The sequence below is a fragment of the Gemella sanguinis ATCC 700632 genome (genome assembly GCF_000701685.1).
Classification (GTDB): Bacteria; Bacillota; Bacilli; order Staphylococcales; family Gemellaceae; genus Gemella; species Gemella sanguinis.
This window is the reverse complement of the sequence record NZ_JNJO01000003.1, coordinates 101,511-122,639: the sequence shown is the minus strand read 5'-3', so window position 1 is coordinate 122,639 and position 21,129 is coordinate 101,511. Positions and strand designations below refer to the sequence as shown.

The 21,129-nt window shown below is 30.3% G+C and carries 21 protein-coding genes; 3 read left to right on the top strand and 18 right to left on the bottom strand.

Annotated features, from left to right (window positions below; genetic code table 11):
- Positions 1–67: 67 nt before the first annotated feature.
- The 11 genes from pyrE to T369_RS0102665 form a co-directional block, all read right to left on the bottom strand.
- Positions 68–682, bottom strand: coding sequence for an orotate phosphoribosyltransferase (gene pyrE / locus T369_RS0102715; protein WP_031551425.1), 615 nt, complete (start codon positions 680–682; stop codon positions 68–70).
- Between the two features lie 28 nt (positions 683–710).
- On the bottom strand, positions 711–1,409 hold the full coding sequence (pyrF, locus tag T369_RS0102710) for an orotidine-5'-phosphate decarboxylase (RefSeq protein WP_031551421.1): 699 nt from the start codon (positions 1,407–1,409) through the stop codon (positions 711–713).
- A gap of 27 nt (positions 1,410–1,436) precedes the next feature.
- A complete protein-coding gene (locus T369_RS0102705) occupies positions 1,437–2,351 on the bottom strand; it encodes a dihydroorotate dehydrogenase (protein ID WP_031551418.1) in 915 nt (304 codons plus the stop codon).
- A gap of 8 nt (positions 2,352–2,359) precedes the next feature.
- The gene (locus T369_RS0102700) at positions 2,360–3,157 is read right to left on the bottom strand and encodes a dihydroorotate dehydrogenase electron transfer subunit (protein ID WP_311136342.1); all 798 of its coding nucleotides are present in this window, start codon (positions 3,155–3,157) and stop codon (positions 2,360–2,362) included.
- A 127-nt stretch (positions 3,158–3,284) separates the two neighbouring features.
- Positions 3,285–3,641 (bottom strand): Imm51 family immunity protein, encoded by a 357-nt coding sequence (locus tag T369_RS0102695; RefSeq protein WP_031551415.1) that lies wholly within the window; start codon positions 3,639–3,641, stop codon positions 3,285–3,287.
- Between the two features lie 9 nt (positions 3,642–3,650).
- A complete protein-coding gene (gene carB, locus T369_RS0102690) occupies positions 3,651–6,827 on the bottom strand; it encodes a carbamoyl-phosphate synthase large subunit (RefSeq protein WP_031551413.1) in 3,177 nt (1,058 codons plus the stop codon).
- 53 nt (positions 6,828–6,880) lie between these two features.
- Positions 6,881–7,975 (bottom strand): glutamine-hydrolyzing carbamoyl-phosphate synthase small subunit, encoded by a 1,095-nt coding sequence (gene carA / locus T369_RS0102685; protein ID WP_031551410.1) that lies wholly within the window; start codon positions 7,973–7,975, stop codon positions 6,881–6,883.
- Positions 7,976–8,018: 43 nt separating this feature from the next.
- A complete protein-coding gene (locus tag T369_RS0102680; protein WP_031551405.1) occupies positions 8,019–9,299 on the bottom strand; it encodes a dihydroorotase in 1,281 nt (426 codons plus the stop codon).
- A 15-nt stretch (positions 9,300–9,314) separates the two neighbouring features.
- Entirely contained in the window at positions 9,315–10,196 is an 882-nt protein-coding gene (locus T369_RS0102675; RefSeq protein ID WP_031551401.1) for an aspartate carbamoyltransferase catalytic subunit, read from the bottom strand.
- Positions 10,197–10,389: 193 nt separating this feature from the next.
- Positions 10,390–10,914: a bifunctional pyr operon transcriptional regulator/uracil phosphoribosyltransferase PyrR gene (pyrR, locus tag T369_RS0102670; RefSeq protein ID WP_031551397.1), complete on the bottom strand. Its 525-nt coding sequence runs from the start codon at positions 10,912–10,914 to the stop codon at positions 10,390–10,392.
- 215 nt (positions 10,915–11,129) lie between these two features.
- Positions 11,130–12,485, bottom strand: a complete 1,356-nt coding sequence (locus T369_RS0102665) for an ATP-binding cassette domain-containing protein (RefSeq protein WP_031551394.1) — start codon at positions 12,483–12,485, stop codon at positions 11,130–11,132.
- Positions 12,486–12,692: 207 nt separating this feature from the next.
- Here T369_RS0102665 and T369_RS0102660 point away from each other — a divergent pair, with 207 nt between their 5' ends.
- Complete coding sequence (locus tag T369_RS0102660) at positions 12,693–13,850, top strand: M20 metallopeptidase family protein (protein ID WP_031551391.1); 1,158 nt, start codon at positions 12,693–12,695, stop codon at positions 13,848–13,850.
- A gap of 1 nt (position 13,851) precedes the next feature.
- A complete protein-coding gene (locus T369_RS0102655; protein WP_031551388.1) occupies positions 13,852–14,133 on the top strand; it encodes a peptidase dimerization domain-containing protein in 282 nt (93 codons plus the stop codon).
- Between the two features lie 41 nt (positions 14,134–14,174).
- On the opposite strand, the gene T369_RS0102650 is transcribed toward T369_RS0102655, so the two are convergent.
- The 7 genes from T369_RS0102650 to T369_RS09370 form a co-directional block, all read right to left on the bottom strand.
- Positions 14,175–14,783: a sugar O-acetyltransferase gene (locus T369_RS0102650; RefSeq protein WP_031551385.1), complete on the bottom strand. Its 609-nt coding sequence runs from the start codon at positions 14,781–14,783 to the stop codon at positions 14,175–14,177.
- 90 nt (positions 14,784–14,873) lie between these two features.
- The gene (locus T369_RS0102645) at positions 14,874–15,425 is read right to left on the bottom strand and encodes a LemA family protein (protein ID WP_006364537.1); all 552 of its coding nucleotides are present in this window, start codon (positions 15,423–15,425) and stop codon (positions 14,874–14,876) included.
- Positions 15,426–15,444: 19 nt separating this feature from the next.
- Positions 15,445–16,428, bottom strand: coding sequence for a DUF3137 domain-containing protein (locus tag T369_RS0102640; RefSeq protein ID WP_031551382.1), 984 nt, complete (start codon positions 16,426–16,428; stop codon positions 15,445–15,447).
- Positions 16,429–16,643: 215 nt separating this feature from the next.
- A complete protein-coding gene (locus T369_RS0102635) occupies positions 16,644–17,240 on the bottom strand; it encodes a uracil-DNA glycosylase family protein (protein ID WP_324603271.1) in 597 nt (198 codons plus the stop codon).
- Positions 17,241–17,258: 18 nt separating this feature from the next.
- Complete coding sequence (locus tag T369_RS0102630; RefSeq protein ID WP_031551377.1) at positions 17,259–17,738, bottom strand: methyltransferase family protein; 480 nt, start codon at positions 17,736–17,738, stop codon at positions 17,259–17,261.
- 36 nt (positions 17,739–17,774) lie between these two features.
- Positions 17,775–19,133, bottom strand: a complete 1,359-nt coding sequence (gene rlmD, locus T369_RS0102625) for a 23S rRNA (uracil(1939)-C(5))-methyltransferase RlmD (RefSeq protein WP_031551372.1) — start codon at positions 19,131–19,133, stop codon at positions 17,775–17,777.
- A gap of 66 nt (positions 19,134–19,199) precedes the next feature.
- On the bottom strand, positions 19,200–19,355 hold the full coding sequence (locus T369_RS09370; RefSeq protein WP_006364542.1) for an SE1561 family protein: 156 nt from the start codon (positions 19,353–19,355) through the stop codon (positions 19,200–19,202).
- 215 nt (positions 19,356–19,570) lie between these two features.
- Between T369_RS09370 and cls the strand changes: the two genes are divergently transcribed.
- The gene (gene cls / locus T369_RS0102615) at positions 19,571–21,091 is read left to right on the top strand and encodes a cardiolipin synthase (RefSeq protein ID WP_031551368.1); all 1,521 of its coding nucleotides are present in this window, start codon (positions 19,571–19,573) and stop codon (positions 21,089–21,091) included.
- The last annotated feature ends 38 nt before the right edge of the window (positions 21,092–21,129 follow it).

Sequence of the window (21,129 nt, the reverse complement as noted above, 5' to 3'; positions counted from 1 at the left end):
AGTGATAGTCATTATTTTTATGAATATAAAAAACACGTAATATAATCCTTACGTGCTTTTTAGTATGTTATAAGTTATTTCTCCATTCAAGAAGTTTTTCTACATCTTCTTGTTTAATGTAATTACTTGCTACCGCTTCTTCAATTAAAAAGTTATAGTTAGTTAATGTGTGGTATTCTACTTTGTCCGCTGCAAAAGCATCTTGAGCTTTTTTAAGTTCGTAACTAAAGATTGCTACTACCCCTTGTACTACTGCACCTGCTTCTTCTAGTGCTTTAGCAACTTTTAATGAAGATAATCCTGTAGAAATTAAGTCTTCGATAATAACAACTTTTTGTCCTTCTAGTAATCTTCCTTCGATTTGGTTAGTTTTACCGTGTTTTTTTGCTGAGTCTCTAACATAAATCATAGGTAAATCTAACACTTCACTTACCCATGCAGCATGAGGAATACCTGCTGTTGCTGTTCCCGCTACTACTTCTACCTCTGGAAAATTCTTTTTAATTACTTCACTTAATCCAGCAGCGATTTCTCTTCTGATTTTTGGATATGACATTGTTATTCTATTATCACAGTAAATAGGTGATTTAATTCCTGAAGTCCATGTGAAATAATCATTTGGTCTTAAGGCAACTGCTTCTATTTCTAGTAAGTTTTTAGCTATTTTTCTTTCTAAAGTCATTTTAATTCTCCTTAGCTTCTATATTTTATTACTTAGTAAATTGTTCTTTAATTAGATTATAAACTTCTCTTGGGTTTTTAGCTTTTGTAATTGAACGGCCTACTACTATATGTGTACTACCTTCACTTGCTGCAACAGTTGGTGTCGCAACACGTTTTTGATCCCCTACTTCATCAGTCTCTAGACGTATACCAGGAGTTACTTTTAAGAAGTCTTCACCACAGTTTTCTCTAATGATTCTAGCTTCCCAAACTGATGAAACAACTCCATCAAGTCCTGCTTTTTTAGCAAGTTTTGCGTAATTTATTACACTCTCTTCTAATGAAGCCGCTACTAATTGTTCTTCTTTCATCGCTTCTTCAGATGTTGATGTAAGCTGAGTTATTGCTATTACATTTGTATCAGGGCTTCCACCTTCTACCATTCCTCTTTTAGCTGCAGCTAACATTTCATATCCTCCTGCACCATGCACAGTTAGAATATCTACTTTGAACTGAGCTAACCCTTTTGTAGCTCCGTAGACTGTATTTGGAATATCATGTAGTTTTAAGTCTAAAAATACTTTATGTCCTAATTCTTTAATTTTTTCAAGAACTACTGGACCATTTTGTAGATATAATTCCATACCAACTTTAACGAATAGTTTTTCATCATCAAACTTATCTAAGAAATTTAATGTATCCTCTAATGTTGGAAAATCTAATGCAATAATTACGTCTTTTTTCATCAATTTGTCTCCTTTAATATAGTTTTATTATTTGTAAGCTCGTCCTTTAATATCAAGTATGTGCTCGACTCCTAGTTCATCAAGAGCACTTTCAAGTTTGTTTATAATTTTTGGGCAAGCATATGGATCAGCAAAGTTTGCAGTACCTACAGCTACTGCGCTTGCACCTGCTGAGATAAAGTCAATAACATCCCACTCATCCATTACTCCACCCATTCCTATAATAGGAATGTTTACAGCTTGAGATACTTGATATACCATTCTAATAGCAACTGGTTTTACTGCAGGTCCTGATAAACCTCCTGTTACATTAGCTATTATTGGTTTCCCAGTTTTTCTATCTAGTCTAATACCTACTAATGTATTTATCATAGTAATACCATCAGCTCCACCTTCTTCTACTGCTTTAGCCATAGAGACTATGTCTGTTACATTAGGAGATAGTTTTACATATACTGGTACACTAGATACTTCTTTAACTTTTTTTGTAAGATTTTTTGCTGTCTCTGGATCTGTACCAAATTGAATACCACCATGTTTTACATTTGGACAAGATATATTTAGTTCTAAAGCACAAACATTTGGCGCTTTACTAATGTGCTCAGCTACATAAACATAGTCATCTATTTCACTTCCAGCCACATTAGCAATTATCGGAACATCATATTTTTCCAATTCTTTTAATTTTGTTCCCATTATCTCATGTACTCCAGGATTTTGTAATCCTATTGCATTTAACATCCCGCTAGATGTTTCAGCAACACGTGGTGTAGGATTTCCAAATCGAGGTTCTTTTGTTGCAGCTTTTATCATTATCGCTCCAAGTTGACTTAAATCATAAAAATTAGCATATTCTAAGCCAAATGCGAAACAACCTGATGCTGGCATTATTGGATTTTTTAAATCTAATCCGGGTAATTTTACTCGTAATCTTTCGCTCATACTTCCTCCTATAATGCTATTTCTGTTGATTCATATACCGGTCCATCATAACAAACACGTGAAATACTTCCATCTTGTTTTTCACAGACACATGCATAACAAGCTCCAACACCGCAAGCCATTCTTTCTTCTAAAGAAATATACCCTATTTTTTCTTCATCCATTGTTGTTAATGCTTTAAGCATTGCAAATGGCCCACAACTAAAATATTTATCATATGCAATATCATATTTTTTTATAACATCTGTTACAAATCCCTTTTCTCCATATGTACCATCTGCTGTTGCTACATATGTTGTCCCTAATTCAGAGAACTTATCTTCATAAAATACATCTTTTTTATTATTAAAACCTAAAATATGTATTGTTTTAATTCCTTCATTTTTAAACTGCTTAGCTAATTCATATAATGGTGGCACTCCTATTCCTCCACCAACTAGTAATGCAGTTTGACCTTCCTTTAGTGTATAAACATCATAACCTTTTCCTAGTGGACCTAAGACATCCACTTCTTCGCCTTTTTTCAATTGTGAAATTTTCTTTGTTCCAGCACCATCTGCTCTATAGACCATAACAAAAGTATTTTTTTCTTTATTAATTTCACAAATTGAAATAGGTCTTCTTAATAAAAATTCATAACTATTACTTACCTTTATATTAACGAATTGTCCAGGTGTATTCATTTCCTTAACTATATCACCTTGCAATTCTATTCTAAAAATTTTATCCGCAATTTGTTCGTTACTTACTACTGTCGTTAAATAAGTATCCATCAACCCACTCCTTTTTCTAAAAAAGGGAGTCACTTAAAAATATAATTGTTAACATCAATTTTTAAGATTCCTCCCTATGTATTTTTACTAACCTTAATCTCAGTAGTTTTATTAATTACTGATAACTTCTAACCTTTTCTATCTTTACTTTTTTAAAGTATTAATCCCAATTGATTTTTGAACCTTCATCTTTTAATACTTTGTATAACTTTTCTTCATTTTCAATTAGATCAATAATGATATTTTTTAACTTTTCTGCCTTCTCTTCATTTCCTAAAGTATTATCATAATATGCTGTAAGGATTCCCACTTCTGGATCCATCTCTATTCCTTCTAATACTTCAGGAGAGTTTTTCTCTAAATAATAATTTAGAAATGCTTCCCAGTTATAACCATTCATATATGCTTTTTCATATATTCCATTCATCTTTTCACCAATTTCAAATGGTTTATCATGTTCTATATAAAAAGTTAAATTTATTATCTTTCCATACTTTAAAATTTTTACGTAATCCATACTTAACTCCTAAAGTGGCAGAATGTGGAATGAAATTGATTCTAATACTTTTAATAATGCATCTGCAGTGTCTAATGATGTTAAACATACAATCTCTTGTTCACTTGCAACTCGACGAATCTTGAATCCATCTTTTGTAACATCTTTATCTTTTGATGTTGTGTTAATTACTACATCAACATCTCCTTTATAGATTGCATCTAACACACTATAGTCGCTTTGGTTAATTTTTCCAACAGCAGTTACTCTTAATCCATTATTTTCCAAGAATTTAGCTGTTCCTTCTGTCGCAAGTAGATTATACCCGATATCAGAGAATCGTTTAGCTATATTTAGCGCTTCTTCTTTATCATCATCACTGATAGTAAATAAGATATTTCCTTGATCACTTACTTTGATTCCAGCTGCTAGTAATCCTTTATATAGTGATTTTTCTAGTGTAACATCACTTCCCATTACTTCTCCTGTTGATTTCATCTCAGGTCCTAATGTAGTATCTACATCTTTAAGTTTTTGGAAACTGAATACTGGAACTTTCGTATAAACATTTTTGCTTTCTGGTAGAAGGCCTGTTTCGTATCCTTTAGATTTTAGAGTCTCTCCAATTATTGCTCCTGCAGCAAGTTTCGCCATAGGAACTCCTGTAATTTTACTTAAGAATGGTACTGTACGTGAGCTTCGTGGGTTTACCTCAAGTACGAATACTTCTCCTTTACTAATTACATATTGAATGTTTAGTAATCCAACAATATTTAATCCTTTTGCTAGTTTTATTGTATATTCAATTAATTTTTCTTTTTCACTTTCTGTCAGTGTTTGAGGAGGATATACTGCGATTGAGTCCCCTGAGTGTACCCCAGCTCTTTCAATATGTTCCATAATACCTGGAATAATTACTGTTTCTCCATCACTAATTGCATCAACCTCTATTTCTCTACCAACTAGGTAACGGTCTGTTAATACTGGGTGCTCTGGAGTAAGTTTAACCGCTGTTTTCATATAGCGACGTAATTCTGATTCTTCGTAAACTATTTCCATCGCGCGTCCACCAAGTACGTATGATGGTCTAACTAATACTGGATATCCGATTTCTTTAGCGTTTTGAACCGCAGTTTCAACATCAAATGCAGTTTTTCCTAATGGTTGAGGAATATCTAATTTATGAAGTAATTCTTCAAATTTATCTCTATCTTCCGCATTATCAATTTCTTCTAATGCAGTTCCTAAAATTTTCACTCCATATTTTTCTAATTTATCTGCCAAGTTAATTGCAGTTTGTCCACCGAATTGAACAACTACTCCGATTGGATTTTCGTGGTTAATAATTGCCATTACGTCTTCTTGAGTAAGTGGTTCGAAGTAAAGTTTATCAGAAATAGTGAAGTCTGTTGATACTGTTTCTGGGTTATTATTTACTATAATAGCTTCATAACCAGCATCTTTAATAGCCATTACCGCATGAACTGTTGCGTAGTCGAACTCTACCCCTTGTCCAATTCTTATTGGTCCTGATCCAAGTACAATAATTTTTTTCTTATCACTAACGATTGACTCTTGTTCTTGTTCATAACTTGAGTAGAAGTATGGTGTTTCAGAAACGAACTCTGCAGCACACGTATCTACCATTTTGAATACTGGTACAATATTATTTTCTTGACGAAGTTTATAGATTTCTTCTTCTGTAGTATTCCATCTATGTGCAATTACTTTGTCAGAGAAACCATATTTTTTAGCGTATTCTAATAAATCAGTATTACCTACATTTTCTTTTAATTCATGCTCAATATCAATAATGTTTTGCATTTTTTCTAAGAAGAACATATCAATTTTAGTTATATCGTGAATATCTTGTGTACTTTGTCCACGTCTTAAAGCTTCACCGATAAAGAATAATCTCTCATCTCCAGCTTGTTTTACTTTATCTAATATTTCTTCTAATGTGAAATCATCACCGTTTGGTAATCCTAAGTGATGCACACCATATTCTAGAGAACGAATAGCTTTTAGTAAACTTTCTTCATAAGTTCTACCCATTGCCATAACTTCTCCAGTTGCTTTCATTTGAGTTCCTAATTTTCTATCAGCATTCTCGAATTTATCAAATGGGAATCTTGGAATTTTACTTACTACATAGTCTAATGTTGGCTCGAAGCATGCATAAGAATTTTTAGTAACTGGGTTTATAATTTCATCTAGTGTTAATCCTACCGCAATTTTTGCTGCAATTTTCGCTATTGGGTAACCTGTAGCTTTTGAAGCTAGAGCTGATGAACGAGAAACCCTTGGATTTACTTCGATAATATAGTATTTAAATGATTCTGGATCAAGTGCAAGTTGCACGTTACATCCACCTTCGATTTTTAGCGCACGGATAATTTTTAAAGATACATCACGTAACATGTGGTATTCTCTATCAGTTAACGTTTGTGATGGAGCTACTACTACTGAGTCCCCTGTATGAATACCAACTGGGTCAATATTTTCCATATTACATACAACGATTGCTGTATCGTTTGAGTCACGCATTACTTCATATTCAATTTCTTTAAATCCTGCGATTGATTTTTCTAATAGACATTGAGTTACTGGTGAATAGTGTAGTCCACTACTTACGATTTCTTCTAAGTCTTTATCGTTATAGCAGATTCCTCCACCTGTTCCTCCCATTGTGAATGCTGGACGAACAATTACCGGATACCCTATTTCACGAACGAACTCATAAGCTTCTTCAACTGTTGTAATAATATCAGATTCAGGTACTGGTTCATTAAGTTCATTCATAAGATTTCTAAATAGTTCTCTGTCTTCTGCTTGTTCAATTGAACTTAATTTAGTTCCTAATAGTTCTACCCCATATCTGTCTAATACACCACTTTTGTGAAGTTCTACAGCAAGGTTAAGTCCTACTTGCCCTCCTAATGTCGGTAATAGCGCATCTGGTCTTTCTTTGCGGATAACTTTACTAACGAACTCTAAAGTAAGAGGCTCCATATATACTTTATCAGCAATTTCTTTATCAGTCATAATAGTCGCTGGATTTGAGTTTACTAATATTACTTCATATCCTTCTTCTCTTAATGAAAGACATGCTTGTGTTCCAGCGTAGTCAAATTCTGCAGCTTGACCTATTGTAATTGGTCCAGAACCAATTACTAAAATAGTTTTTATATCATTACGTTTTGGCATTGTTATTCTCCTTATTATCTTACTACTAAACTTTTATACTTATCTATTTACTATTATTTTTTCTTACTTTCTTTGAAAGCTTTCATATTATCTATAAATTGGTCAAATAGATAGTTAGGATCATGTGGCCCTGGTGATGCTTCTGGGTGATATTGAACTGTGAAGACTGGATATTTTTTATGTCTTACACCTTCACAAGTTTTATCATTTACTGATAAATGAGTAAGTTCTAAGTCTGTGTCTTTTAATGATTCTATATCAACACTATAACCATGGTTTTGTGATGTTATATCAACTTTTCCTGTTAATAGATTTTTAACTGGGTGGTTAGCTCCGCGGTGTCCAAATTTTAATTTATAAGTTTTTGCACCTGACGCTAAAGAAATAAGTTGGTGTCCCATACAAATACCAAAAATTGGAATTTTCGGTATTACTTCTTTAAGCATTTCAATTGTTTCTGGAACATCCACTGGGTCCCCTGGTCCATTACTTAACATAATTCCATCTGGATTTAATCGGAAGATTTCTGCCGCTGTTACATTATGTGGAACTACTACGATATCACAGTTTCTTTCATTTAATTCTCTTAATATTCCTGATTTCATACCTAAATCTACTAGAACTACTCTATATCCGCTTCCTGATGATAAGAAAGCTTTTTGTGTAGAAACTTGTTCTATTTGGTTAGTTGGTAATGTTGTATTTCTTAATTTTTCTAACTCTTCTTCTGGATCCATACAAAGATCTGTTATTATCCCTTTTACTGTACCGTGTTCTCTAATTTTTCTAGTTAGACTACGAGTATCTATACCTGAGATACCAGGGATATTTAGTTCTTTTAGCACTTCATCTAAACTATACTCAGTTCTAAAGTTTGATGGTTTGTGACATACTTCTCTTACTACTAATCCTTTAATACTTGGATTGATTGTTTCAAAGTCATCTCTATTGATTCCGTAATTCCCTATTAATGGATAAGTAAATGTAACTATTTGACCATTATATGATGGATCTGACAATGTTTCTTGATATCCTGTCATACCAGTATTGAAAACTACTTCTCCTGTCATTGGTGTATTAGCTCCAAAACCATAACCTTTATAAACCGTTCCGTCTTCTAAAATTAGCTGTCTATCATAACTGTACATAGCTTCTCTCACTTTCTTTGTTTATTATATTAAAATTTTTTTCTTATATATCAAATACTTCTGAATCTTTATAAGCTACTTTACCTTCACTTAATGTTAAAACTGGTATACCATAGATTTCTTCTCCTACATAAGGAGTATTTCTACCTTTTGATAAGAATTTTTCTGGATTAATTTTTAGTGATTTTTCTAAATCTATTACTACTAAATCTGCATATCCATTTTCTTCTAATCTACCATAAGGAAGGTCAAATGTATCCGCAACTTTTTCAGTCATTAGTTTTACTAGTAAGTCTAATGAGAACACTCCAGTTTTTACAAATTTTGTATAAAGTTGACTAAATGCTGTTTCACTACCAACAATACCAAAAGCTGCTTTCCTCATTGATAAATCTTTTTCATGAGTTGCGTGTGGAGCGTGGTCTGTTGCGATAACATCGATTGTTCCATCAAGTAATCCTGCGATTAAAGCATTTCTATCTTCTCTTGCACGTAGAGGCGGATTCATTTTCCACATTCCATTATCTTCAGGAATATCCATTTCATCACTTATTAAGTGATGTGGACAAACTTCACAAGTAACCTTGATTCCTGCTGCTTTAGCTTCTCTTACTACACGTACTGATTCTTTAGTAGATACGTGACAAACATGGTAATGACATCCAGCTGCTTTAGCTAATAGTACATCTCTAGCGATTTGTACTGATTCACAAACCGATGGAATACCTGGTAAGTCTAGTTCACGACTTCTGCGACCACAGTGCATACATCCTCCACGTATTAGTGAGTTATCTTCACAGTGTGCAACAATCGCTTTATTTAGTTTTGCAGCTACCATCATTGACTCATACATCATATTTGCATCTTGTACTCCACGACCATCATCACTAAAAGCAAATACATGGTCAGCTAATTCTTCAAACTCAGCATAATCTTTTCCAAGTTCTCCTTTTGTGATTGCTCCAAAAGGAATTGCACGAATTACTGAATCTTTTTCGATTATATCTAATTGTAATTTTAAGTTCTCATAGTTATCTGGTACTGGATCTAAGTTAGGCATTGGCATTGCAGTTGTAAATCCACCACGTGCTGCTGCTCTAGAAGCATGATAAATATTTTCTTTATACTCAAATCCTGGTTCTCTCCAGTGAACGTGAACATCTATAAATCCAGGAGAAACAAATTTCCCTTCTAAATCTAGTACTTTTGCTTCTGAATTTTCTATTTCCTCGGCAATTTTTACTATTTTTTCATCTTTTACTAAAATATCTTTATTTACTAAAACACCATTTTCTAAAATTTTTCCATTTTTTAAAAGTAACATTTTGTTCTCCTTTGATTATAAATTATTATCTTTTATTATTTTTTCTATCATTGCTTGTCTCATAAACATTCCATTTTTCATCTGTTCAAAAATTACAGATTTTGGTGCTTCTACTAAATGAGAAGCAATCTCCATATCTCTGTTTACTGGAGCTGGGTGCATCACTATAGCTTTTTCTTTTAATTTATCATATCTTTCTTGCGTTAATCCGAAGTTTTTGTGATACTCTTCTTTAGATAAGCCCATTTTGGAATCGTGTCTTTCATGTTGAACACGTAGCAACATACAAACATCTACTTCTCCGATAACTTCGTCAAAGTTAACCACCTCTCCTAAAGTTTCATCTTTAAAGATATCTGGACAGACAAATCTGACTTTAGCACCTAATCTTGTAAGCATATTGTAGTTACTTCTCGCAACTCGTGAATTTTTTATATCACCTGCGATTATAATATTCAGATTTTCAAATGTACCAAATTGTTCATACATCGTCATTAAATCTAATAAGCATTGGCTAGGGTGTTCTCCGCTACCATCTCCTCCACTAATTATTGGTATATTTAGGTTTGTTAATTCATTGTAATAGGCATCTTGACTATGGCGAATAACTAGTATATTACAACCTATCATTTCTAAAGTTTTACAAGTATCATAAAGTGTTTCACCTTTATTTACAGAAGATGTAGATGCATCAAAATTTATCACATTTAATCTATGTTTATGTTCAGCTACTTCAAAACTATGTTTTGTTCTAGTTGAATTTTCAAAAAATAAGTTTGATACGTATAAGTCTTCTCGTGGAGATACTTGTTTACCATTTTTTAATTCTAAACCACGTTTTATTAAACTAAAAACTTCCTCATTCGTTAAATCAGACATTTTTACTATGTTTTTCATAGTTATTCCTCCATAATTTTATAAAAAAATACCTTGCAGCAAGGCTACAAGGTATGACTTATCATCAATTATTAAATCTAAATTATTATATTTTTGAAAATAGCTACAACAAAGCGCAGCTATACTCATAAAGTATATACTCTAAATTTAATCCCTTGTTAGCCTCTCTGGACTAGCTTAAAAAGATTTATATTTAAATTAGTAATATCTCATCATTTTCATCTACTTCTTTTAGATAAACTTTTACATTTTCACTACGTGAAGTAGGTATATTTTTCCCAATATGATCTGCACGTATTGGTAATTCTCTATGCCCACGATCAATCAATATCGCTAATCTAATAGCTTTTGGACGACTAACATCCATAATCGCATCAATCGCAGCACGTACAGTTCTTCCAGTGTACAATACGTCATCAACTATAATGACAACTTTATTTGTTAAGTCAAGTTTAAACTTAGATGTATTAATTTCAGGTTCATCGCTTCTTTTTTCTAAATCATCACGATAAAATTTAATATCTAATACCTCAACAGGTATATTAATATTTTCTAATTCACCAATTTTTTTCTTTAGTCTTTTAGCTATGTGTATACCTCTAGTTTTAACACCAACTAAAACTATCTCTTCTAATTTATTTTGTTCGATAATTTCATTAGCTATTCTTGTTATCATTCTAGAAATCATAACTTCATCAAAAAGAACTCGTTTTTTCATACTTCACCTCAAAAAAAATAACCTACTCTATTGAGCAGGACAGCATGTTTAAACTTGGTATATTCATTACAACAAATTAATCTTCGCTGACCTCTCTGGATCACATTAAAGATATGTCACTTAAATTATTAATAGTATATACTATATAGTTATATTTGTCAAATGTTAAACGGATTATTGGCGATAATTTATTTCACCAATAATCCAACTACTATTTACTCAAATTTTAGTAAATCTTTATTTGTAATATTTATTACCTTAGTTGCAATATTATCAATAAAATCCATATCGTGACTTACCATGATTAATATACCAGGATATTTTTTTAATATCTTCTCTACTGCTTCTATCGCAACAACATCTAAAAAATTAGTTATTTCATCTAATAACAATACATCCGTTTTTCTGAAAAGTAAACTTACTAAATAGAGTTTAACTTTTTCCCCTTTGCTTAAAACTTCTATTTTTTTATTAATATCATCAGCTCTAAAATTTAGTAAAGCTAAAATATTTCTCAGTTCTATATCATCTAGTACAGTGGATTCTTTTACAAATTCAAACAAGGTTTTCTCTTCTTCAAAAATATCAAATCTATTTTGTTCAAAATATGCTACTTGTAAATAACTAGGAATAGACTCTTTCACATAATTTAGAAAAGTAGTTTTTCCTGAACCATTTTTTCCCTTAATTAAAACTTTATCACCACTACTAAATGTTAACCTAGGTGTTGACCAAAGAAATTTTCCGCCAATTTCACATTTCTTCTCATCTATGCAAAAACTCTTTTTATGACTCTCCTTGAAAATTTCTAGAAACTTAATATCATATTTTTCTTTTAACGGCTTTGGTTTTAAATTATTTTGTAGCCTATCTTCTTGTTTTGATATTTTCTTCTGTAACTTCTTTTTGTTTTGGGAAATTTTTGTTTTTACACCTATAATCCTATAATCTGATTCACTCATATTCTTTGGTTTACCAGATTTTCTCCCCTGTTCTTCTTTCATTTCTTGGATACTTTTCTTTATTTTCTTTGTTTCTTTTTTGTACTTTTGCAATTCTGATTCATATTTAGTCATCTCAATTTCTTCTTGAAATTTATACTCATGATAATTCCCATTAAACTCTCTTACTCTATTGTTTTCAATTATCCATAACTTAGTACAAACACTATTTAAAAAATTTCTATCGTGACTAGCTATACAAAAGGTTGCTGGAGTTCTTTTTATAAGATTAGCTATTTTACTTGCATTATTATAATCTAAATACGTCGAAGGTTCATCTAGTAAGTACAACTCAACATTTGACAATAAACTCTCCCTAATCTTATTTACAACAATTTCTCCACCACTTTTTCTATGATGAGAGTTTTCTCCAAATTCTAAAAACTCTGATGAAATATTATTTTCATCTTTAATTAAATTGCTTATATATTTTAACAGAGTTGTCTTGCCTGAACCATGTTTTCCTATTAATCCAATAATATCACCAGTATTTATACTTAATTTCTCTATTTTAAATAATGTCTTCCCTTGTTTTTCAAATTCTATATTCTCTATATTTAATATATGCATACATTAACTCCTTTGTTAATAAATTCTATCTATTAATCTAATGTATCCACTCTCCCTCCTCCATACAGAGTGTTACCAGTATCTATTTAGTCATATTATATCAAAAATTAAAATATTTGAAAGCAATTTCTTTAACAATTCACTATTAATTATATTTTTTATGATATAATATAGTTTATTAATTGTACTCATAAATATGGAGGAACCATGATAGAAGAATTGGTAAAAAATGAATTAAAAGCTTATTATCCGGAAATGATAAAACTTCGTCGTTATATGCATATGCATCCCGAAGTTTCATTTAATGAAAAGAACACATCTGAATTTATAAAAAATTACTTATTAGAGATTGGTATTAAAGATATAAAAACAAACGTTGGTTTACATGGTATTGTTGCAAGAATTAAAGGACAAGATTCATCTAAAACAATTGCTTTTAGAGCTGATTTTGATGCATTGTCAATTAATGATATGAAAGATACAGAATATAAATCAACAGTACCTAATGTTATGCATGCCTGTGGTCACGATGGTCATACTACATCTTTACTTGCAACATGTAAAGTTTTAATGGACAACCTAGATAAACTACCTCATGATGTTGTTGCTATTTTTCAATACGGTGAAGAACAAGCTCCTGGTGGTGCTAAACCTATGATAGATGCTGGATGTTTGGATAACGTCGATGCAATATTTGGAGCTCACCTTTGGACTCCACTACCACTTGGAACTTTAGGTTATAGCTACAGAGAACTTTGTGCTGCTGCGGATAGATTCGAAGTAAAAATATCATCAAAAGATAATGCAAATATAATTGCTGCTGAATTCGTTAGTATGACTCAACAAATAGTTTCTCGTTTTTCTAAACCTAGAGAAACACTTGTTATAACTTTAGGAAAATTAGAGAGTACATGTAATGAAGCTAGTATTACGGGTACAATAAGACATTTCAATAAGGAACTTCATAAGCTTGTTTTAGATAAAATACAGAAATTATGCTTATCTTTAGAAGATGAAAACACAGAAACAAAAATTGATTTTATTTACTATGGTGGTTACCCTCCTCTAATTAATCATAAAAAAGGAACAGAAGAGTTATTGACTTATGTACCAAAAATACTTCCGCAATTAAACTTAAAAGAAGTTGAACCACTAATGATTGGTGAAGATTTCGCATATTATTTAGAAAATGTACCTGGAGCTTTCTTCTTAATTGGTGCCGGAAATGATACTTTTGCGAAATATCCTCACCATCACCCTAATTTTGATTTTGAAGAAGAAGTGATGAAACATACAGCTTCTATATTTTTATCACTAGCTTTTAACTCTAATAAAGTTATCGCTAACTTAAAGGAGGCTCAATAATATGAAACAATATAAGCTATTAATTTTCGGTAAAGGTGGTCACGGCGCTGAACCTCATATGGCTATTGACTCTACTATTATAGCTAGTGAGTTTGTTAGAAAATCATTAAAATATAAAAATATAGAAATAATTTCAGTAAGTAGTGGAGATGCATTTAATGTTATTTCTGGTAAAGCTGAGATAGTTCTAAAAACAGATGATGTTAAAGTAGTAAACAAACTAGCTTCCTCTCTTTTAATGTATTATGGAGAAAGTACTAGTTATAAAATTGAAGAATTATAAAAAAACAAACGAGGTAATTATTATTTTACCTCGTTTACTCTTTATTTATAGTCATCTACATCAAACAATTTATCCTTGTAAATATAATCTATTTCTTCTTCTCTAATTTCACGAACTACTTTACATGGATTACCCGCAGCTACAACGTTAGCGGGAATATCTTTAACGACTACACTACCAGCTCCTATCACTGAATTCTCTCCTATTGTTACACCTGGGGTAACTACTACATTTCCACCTAACCAAACATTGTCACCTATTGTAATTGGTAATCCATATTCATATCCAGAATTTCTACTAACTGGATGGATTGGGTGACCTGCTGTATATAAACTTACATTTGGACCAAACATAACATTATCACCTATTTTTACAGGAGCAACATCTAATATTACTAAATTATAATTTGAGAAAAAATATTCACCTATACTTATATTAAAGCCATAGTCACAATAAAATGGTGATTGAATAGATAGTTTTTCACCAGTCTTAGCAAAGAAGCCTTTTATCATATTCATTCTTTCTTCACGTTCTAAAGGAGAAATATTATTATATTTAAAACAAAAATCTCTTCCTTTTAATAGTGCATCTCTTAATTCAGGACTTGATTTATATGGTAACCCTGCTATCATTCTTTCTTTTTGATTCATATAATAATACAACCTCCATTTTTTATTTCTTATTATAACATAAAAATAAACTCAGAAATATTATTTTCTAAGTTTATCTTTTTAGGTTTATTAATTAACATTATAATCTAAATCTTTTAAATCTCTTTTTCCTGTAGTATCTTCATTTAAAAATTCAAATTGTCTTAATCCTTTTATTGAAGCTACTAATGAAGTTGGGAATGATACTATTGCTTGATTTATTATTCTAACGTTACTATTAACTATACGTTTTGATGCTGCTAAATCTTCATTTTCTTCAGCGATTTCTCTTTGTAAGTTTTCAAATTGTTTAGAAGAAAATAGTTCTGGATAACTTTCTCCAACTGCTTTAATTTGTGTTAATACATCGTTTTGGTTAGCTAAAACTTGGTTTGTTTCTTGAATTGAACCACCTTGACGTAATGCAACAAGCTCTGTAAATACTTTTTCCTCATGTTTAGCATATGATTTAGCTACTTTTAACATTTCAGAGATTGTATCATATCTTTTTACTAAAATAATATCAATATTCTTTTTAGATTCCTCTATTGAGACTTGATATCTATTTAACTGGTTACTTTGGTTAATAAACCAAAGAGCTATTAATACTACTATAACTATTACTATAATTCCAATTGTCATTTTCTTTCTCCTTTATTGATTATTCTTGTATTTGAAATATTTTTGTGAAGTTTCTTATATAATCTACAGCCATTCTAAGTTTTTTGTACTCTTCTACCATAGATAATTGTTTTATCTGATCAAATGATGTAGGTGGCATAAATAGAAAATACTTAGTATTTAGAGAAATATAAAGCCTATCATTATTAACAAACATACTTACGGCATTTTGTGATATATTATTATCAAACCATTCTAAAACCCTAGGACTTAAGAATTTTCTCGCTGATAGTTCATCTGTACAATAGATATTATAATTCTCATTATGATTTATATCTTCAGTATCTATTTTCACTTCACCCTGCAATAAATTTGGATAATTATGTTGTACCTCTCTTTTTAAGAAGAAAGATTTTTTAGTAGGTACTACTCTTATATAACCATTTAGATTGCTTGCTACACGTAACGAGAAGACTTGTCCATCAAAGTCAGTAACATCTACCGTATATGTTTCAGTCGAAGACCCTACTGTTCTTGTTCTAGTTTCTTGGTGATAAGAATGTAAATTACATACTGTTAAATCACTAGCATCATTAAAAGCTAATAAGCAAAATTGATTATAAATTTTTGAATTAGGTGTAGAAAATTTTAGTATATCTATCGGATATCCACCATGATAATTTAAAGATGCATTTGGAAAAATTTCCTTAAGTACAGGATCTAAAAAATCTTCTGTAAAGATTTCTTCATTAGTACGTTGTTTTCCATTAAATAATTGCTTTCTTTTTTTTGATTGAGGGAGATAAACAAAAAAATAGAGTAAAGCTACAGCTATAGCTCCATATACTTTAAATTGTACAATAATAAAAATTGCAAAAAATGCTACTATAGGAAATGCTCTCTTCCAAAATAAATTATTACTCATCTGATTACGCAATAAGTTTAACCTATCTTGATACTCTTTCGTATTTTCTATAGCTCTTATTCTCTCTATCTCACGGTCAAAATCTCTATTATTATCCATAAGATTCACTCCTTATTAATTCCTATAACTATTGTACAAAAATAAAAATTGATTATCAAGCAAAAACCGAAACAATACCAAAAATAACAAATATTATTACAAATAAATTCCATAACTCATATATCAACATTTGTAGCATTAACTTCAACTTACTTATAAGATAAAAAATAAAAAGAACAAGTGTATATTTTCACTTGTTCCTATTTTCATCTTACTTATTTATTCAAAATTTCTGAAACTCTTATTTTTAATTTTGGTACTACATTTTCTAAAAACCACGGATTTTTATTTTGCCATCTAAAATTTAATGGTGATGGATGAACTATTGGAAAATATAGTGGACCATATTCTTCGTAATGAAGTACTGTTTCAGTTAGATTAGATTTTTTATTTTTGTGTAAATAATAATCCTGAGCATATTTCCCTACTAAAATAATTAGTTCGATATTTGGCATTAACTCTAGTACTTTTTCATGCCATTTTGGAGCGAAATTTTTTCTTGGAGGTAAATCACCACTTTTACCTTTTCCAGGATAATAGAAATCCATAGGAACTACACCTATTAAACCTGATTTATAAAAAATATCATCATCAATCCCCATCCACTCTCTTAGCTTAACACCGCTTTTATCATTAAAAAATATCCTACTTTCCTGAGCTTTTATTCCAGGTGCTTGACCAATGATTAATATTTTTGCTGTACTCGGTGCTGAGAAAAGAGGTTCTATACCTTCATCTGTATATTTTTTATTGTCATTATCTGACATTATCTCTTTTTTTAATAGTTCTAATTTTTTATCCAAATTAATCACTCCTATTTGTTAATTGAATCACTTCTTAGGAAACCAAGGAAAAACTCTATTTACTCTACTACAATATTTAATATATTCTTCTCCAAAGGCATCTAATAACCACTTTTCCTCAGTTAGTTTCAATAAAACGCTCATATATATCCAAAATATAATTGGAAGTATTAGTAACCATAGATTTGCTTCTATTAGTAATGATCCTGTTAAAACAAAATAAAAAGCTGAATATATAGGATTTCTTACTATAGAATAGACGCCAGTCTTTAAAAGCTTATTATTTTTTATTGCTTTCACCATTTTCTGTGATACTACTGCATTTAGCCATAAAGCTATACCTAAAGCAATACTTATAACTCCTATTAATACCATAAACCCTTTTATCTCATATACTTTTCCAGAGTTTAAAAAGCCTTTTTCAGATATATATATTGATAGTATTGTTATTATTAAACAGCCAATTACATACACTGGACCAATTCCTAATATAGACATTTTTTTCATATTTATTCTCCCTAAGACAACCTAAAGTTACCTATCTTACTTTCTAATTAACTCAACTACCGCTTCTACAGCTGCTGTTCCTGGAAACATATCAACTGGTTGGATACGTCTAATTTTATATTTTCTAGTAAGAACTTTTAAATCACGTGCTAAAGTAGATGGATTACAGCTCACATAAACAATTTTCTTAGCATCAACATTTAATAAGTTTTTCGCTAAGTGCCCCAATCCAACACGTGGTGGATCAACTATAGCAACATCAAAATTGATTCCTTTTTTCTTCCAACGAGGTACAATTTTATTAGCGTCTCCTGCTACATATGTACAGTTAGTTAGATTATTCAATTTAACATTATCATTAGCATCCTTAATAGCATCTGCAACAATATCTACACCATAAACTTCTTTACATTTAGAGCTTACATATTGCCCAATAGTTCCTACCCCACAAAACGCATCAAGAACAACATCTGTTTCTTTTAAATTAGCAAACTCTACTACTTTATCATATAATTTTTTCGTAGCTAATGGATTTAGTTGGAAGAATGATTTAGCTGATAACTCATATTTAATATCACCAATTTTCTCAACAATATAATCGGCTCCGTATAGAGTAATATTCTCACTTCCCATTACTAAATGATCATTATCATTTGTAACATTTAAAATAATACTCTTAACTATTCGTTCACGTTTAATCTCATTAACAACTTTGTCTAGGTTTTTGATTTTATCAGTATTAGCTACAAAAGTTAACTGTACATCACCATTGTAAAAAGATGTACGTGTAGCAATATATTTTACCCCATAATTCTTTTTATTAGTTGAAATAGCAACCTTATATTTACCTAAGCATTTTTTAGCTAATGCAGTGATTTTATTACCATTTTCGTGTAGAGCTATATCTTCATTAATTTCAACTAATTCATTAGTTCCTTCTTTATATAAACCTGCAATAACTCTACCATTTCTCACAGCAAGTGGAAATTGGTTTTTATTACGATAATGTTCTGTTGTTGGACTTGCTAAAGTTTTTAAAACTAATTTATCTGGTTTAGGTATTCTATAATATTTATCAAATGCATCTAATAGTATATTACGTTTATACTCTAACTGCTTCTCATAACTTACATGAGCTAAACCATATGCTCCACTTTCACTAAATTCTTTTTTGATTTCAACTCTATGTGGACTAGGTTCTTTAACTTTAACCAATTTCCCAATAATATATTTTGGAGTCTCTTCAACAATTTCACATACTATTACCTCATCAGGTAATGCACCTTTTACAAAAGTAATTTTCTTTTTATAATATCCTATTCCCTCACCATTAATTCCTATTTTTTTAATGGTAAGTAATACATTTAGTTTTTTTCCACCGTTTTTCTTTTTCATTTTATCCTCATTCATAAAGATAAGCTGAGTAAAAGCATATTGCCCCCACTTCAGCTCATCCATCTCTTATTTTATTGTTTTAATTTCGTTATCTAATTCTTCTACTAATGCGATCAATCTATCAATTTGAGTAATATCCACTTTTTCTGGTTCGATATTTTCTAATTCGCTCGCAAAATCCTCAAATTTAGTTTTTAATTCATCTAAAATATTATTAGGCATTTAGTATTCTCCTTTTTTGTTCTCTATTCCATTATAATATAAATCTATAAAAATTCAACTCATAATGATAATTTCTTTAATTTTTTTTAAGTTCTTAACCTTTTTTTAAGTATGAATTTTAATTTGTTTATTGTATTTTATAAAAATTTTATGTAAATATTATCAATAGACTTTTTTATTCTTTTAAGGTACCATTAAGCTAGGAGTGATATATTATGTCTTATATAAATTTAAATACAAATGTATATTTATCAAATATTTTTAATTATATACCCAACATTTTTAGTAATATACGTGTGGATATCGATATACTCCTTACTATATGTCTAATAATTAATACATTATTAGCTTTTTCTATAGTATTTTTAGAATATCAAACTACACATTCATCTTGGGCCTGGATTTTAGTTTTATTTTTAATTCCTTATCTAGGTTTTGTTCTTTACCTAATGTTTGGAAGACCAATATATAGGGAAAAGATCTTCCCACTTTCAAAAAAGGAAAAAATAGAGTATCAACAGAGCTTACTTAAGCGTAAGACTCCATACGAAATCTCAAAAGAAGAACATACCATATATAAATATAGAAATCTGATAGAATTAAACTATGAAACTGACCAAGCTTTTCTTTCAAAAAAGAATAAAATTAGAATTATTACTGATGGAAAAGAAAAATTTAAGCTTTTATTCGAAGATATAAAAAACGCTAAACAATATATTCATATTCAATACTACATATTAAAAAAAGATGGTATTGGTAAACAGTTATTCAGCCTACTCGAAGAAAAATTAAAAGAAGGCGTACAAGTTTACATTCTTTATGATGATATAGGTTCAAGAAAGCTTAGTATATCTTCACTTAAAAACTTAACTAATAACAATGCAAAAATAAAAAGTTTCTTCAAATCTAGATTCCCATTAATTAACTTCCGTATGAATTATAGAAATCATAGAAAATTAGTTATTATAGATGGAGATATAGGTTATACTGGTGGTTTTAATGTTGGAGATGAATACCTAGGTTTAGATAAGAAATTTGGTTATTGGAGAGATACTCATCTTCGTATTGAAGGTGAAGCTGTAGGATCTTTAGAATATCGTTTTATTGATGATTGGAATTCACAGTCATCTAAAAAAACTGAACAATTAAAACTAAAATCTGAACATGTATCTACTCCGGTGGATAATTACTTACCTATTCAAATGGTAGCTAGCGGACCTGATAGTAAACTTCAAAAGATTAAATATGGTTATTTGCACATGATATCACGTGCAAAAAAATATATTTATATCCAATCTCCTTACTTCATACCTGATGAAAGTGTGATGGATGCATTAAAGATGGCTATTCTATCTGGTATTGATGTTCGTATTATGGTTCCAAATAAACCTGACCATATATTTGTATATTGGGCAACATATTCATTTATTGGTGAACTTGCTCAATATGGTGCTAAAACCTATATTTATGATAATGGATTTATTCATACAAAAATGATTATTATAGATGATGAAGTAACTAGTCTAGGTAGTGCCAACTTTGATTATAGAAGTTTTAAGCTGAATTTTGAATTAAATGCTTTTGTTTATGATACAAAGACAACTACAGAGTTCAGACAGATTTTCTTAAAAGATATAGAAAAATCTACTTTAGTTTCATATTCTAAGTATAAAGAACGAAGCTTATTAATTAAAATAAAAGAAGCATTCGCACGCCTGATATCACCTATTCTATAGTTGTTTTATATTAAAAAATATGTTATATTTATACATAG

What these genes read in the sequence shown, in the direction of transcription:
- T369_RS0102675 (WP_031551401.1), bottom strand. Translation starts at nt 10,196, where the DNA reads ATGAAAAACATAGTAAAAATGTCTGATTTAACGAATGAGGAAGTTTTT.
- T369_RS0102645 (WP_006364537.1), bottom strand. Translation starts at nt 15,425, where the DNA reads ATGACAATTGGAATTATAGTAATAGTTATAGTAGTATTAATAGCTCTT.
- T369_RS0102630 (WP_031551377.1), bottom strand. Translation starts at nt 17,738, where the DNA reads ATGAAAAAAATGTCTATATTAGGAATTGGTCCAGTGTATGTAATTGGC.
- cls (WP_031551368.1), top strand. Translation starts at nt 19,571, where the DNA reads ATGTCTTATATAAATTTAAATACAAATGTATATTTATCAAATATTTTT.
- T369_RS0102665 (WP_031551394.1), bottom strand. Translation starts at nt 12,485, where the DNA reads ATGCATATATTAAATATAGAGAATATAGAATTTGAAAAACAAGGGAAG.
- T369_RS0102680 (WP_031551405.1), bottom strand. Translation starts at nt 9,299, where the DNA reads ATGTTACTTTTAAAAAATGGAAAAATTTTAGAAAATGGTGTTTTAGTA.
- pyrF (WP_031551421.1), bottom strand. Translation starts at nt 1,409, where the DNA reads ATGAAAAAAGACGTAATTATTGCATTAGATTTTCCAACATTAGAGGAT.
- T369_RS0102640 (WP_031551382.1), bottom strand. Translation starts at nt 16,428, where the DNA reads ATGGATAATAATAGAGATTTTGACCGTGAGATAGAGAGAATAAGAGCT.
- T369_RS0102650 (WP_031551385.1), bottom strand. Translation starts at nt 14,783, where the DNA reads ATGAATCAAAAAGAAAGAATGATAGCAGGGTTACCATATAAATCAAGT.
- T369_RS0102705 (WP_031551418.1), bottom strand. Translation starts at nt 2,351, where the DNA reads ATGAGCGAAAGATTACGAGTAAAATTACCCGGATTAGATTTAAAAAAT.
- T369_RS0102695 (WP_031551415.1), bottom strand. Translation starts at nt 3,641, where the DNA reads ATGGATTACGTAAAAATTTTAAAGTATGGAAAGATAATAAATTTAACT.
- pyrR (WP_031551397.1), bottom strand. Translation starts at nt 10,914, where the DNA reads ATGAAAAAACGAGTTCTTTTTGATGAAGTTATGATTTCTAGAATGATA.
- T369_RS09370 (WP_006364542.1), bottom strand. Translation starts at nt 19,355, where the DNA reads ATGCCTAATAATATTTTAGATGAATTAAAAACTAAATTTGAGGATTTT.
- T369_RS0102655 (WP_031551388.1), top strand. Translation starts at nt 13,852, where the DNA reads ATGAAACAATATAAGCTATTAATTTTCGGTAAAGGTGGTCACGGCGCT.
- pyrE (WP_031551425.1), bottom strand. Translation starts at nt 682, where the DNA reads ATGACTTTAGAAAGAAAAATAGCTAAAAACTTACTAGAAATAGAAGCA.
- carA (WP_031551410.1), bottom strand. Translation starts at nt 7,975, where the DNA reads ATGTACAGTTATGATAGACAGCTAATTTTAGAAGACGGAACGGTTTAT.
- carB (WP_031551413.1), bottom strand. Translation starts at nt 6,827, where the DNA reads ATGCCAAAACGTAATGATATAAAAACTATTTTAGTAATTGGTTCTGGA.
- T369_RS0102660 (WP_031551391.1), top strand. Translation starts at nt 12,693, where the DNA reads ATGATAGAAGAATTGGTAAAAAATGAATTAAAAGCTTATTATCCGGAA.
- rlmD (WP_031551372.1), bottom strand. Translation starts at nt 19,133, where the DNA reads ATGAAAAAGAAAAACGGTGGAAAAAAACTAAATGTATTACTTACCATT.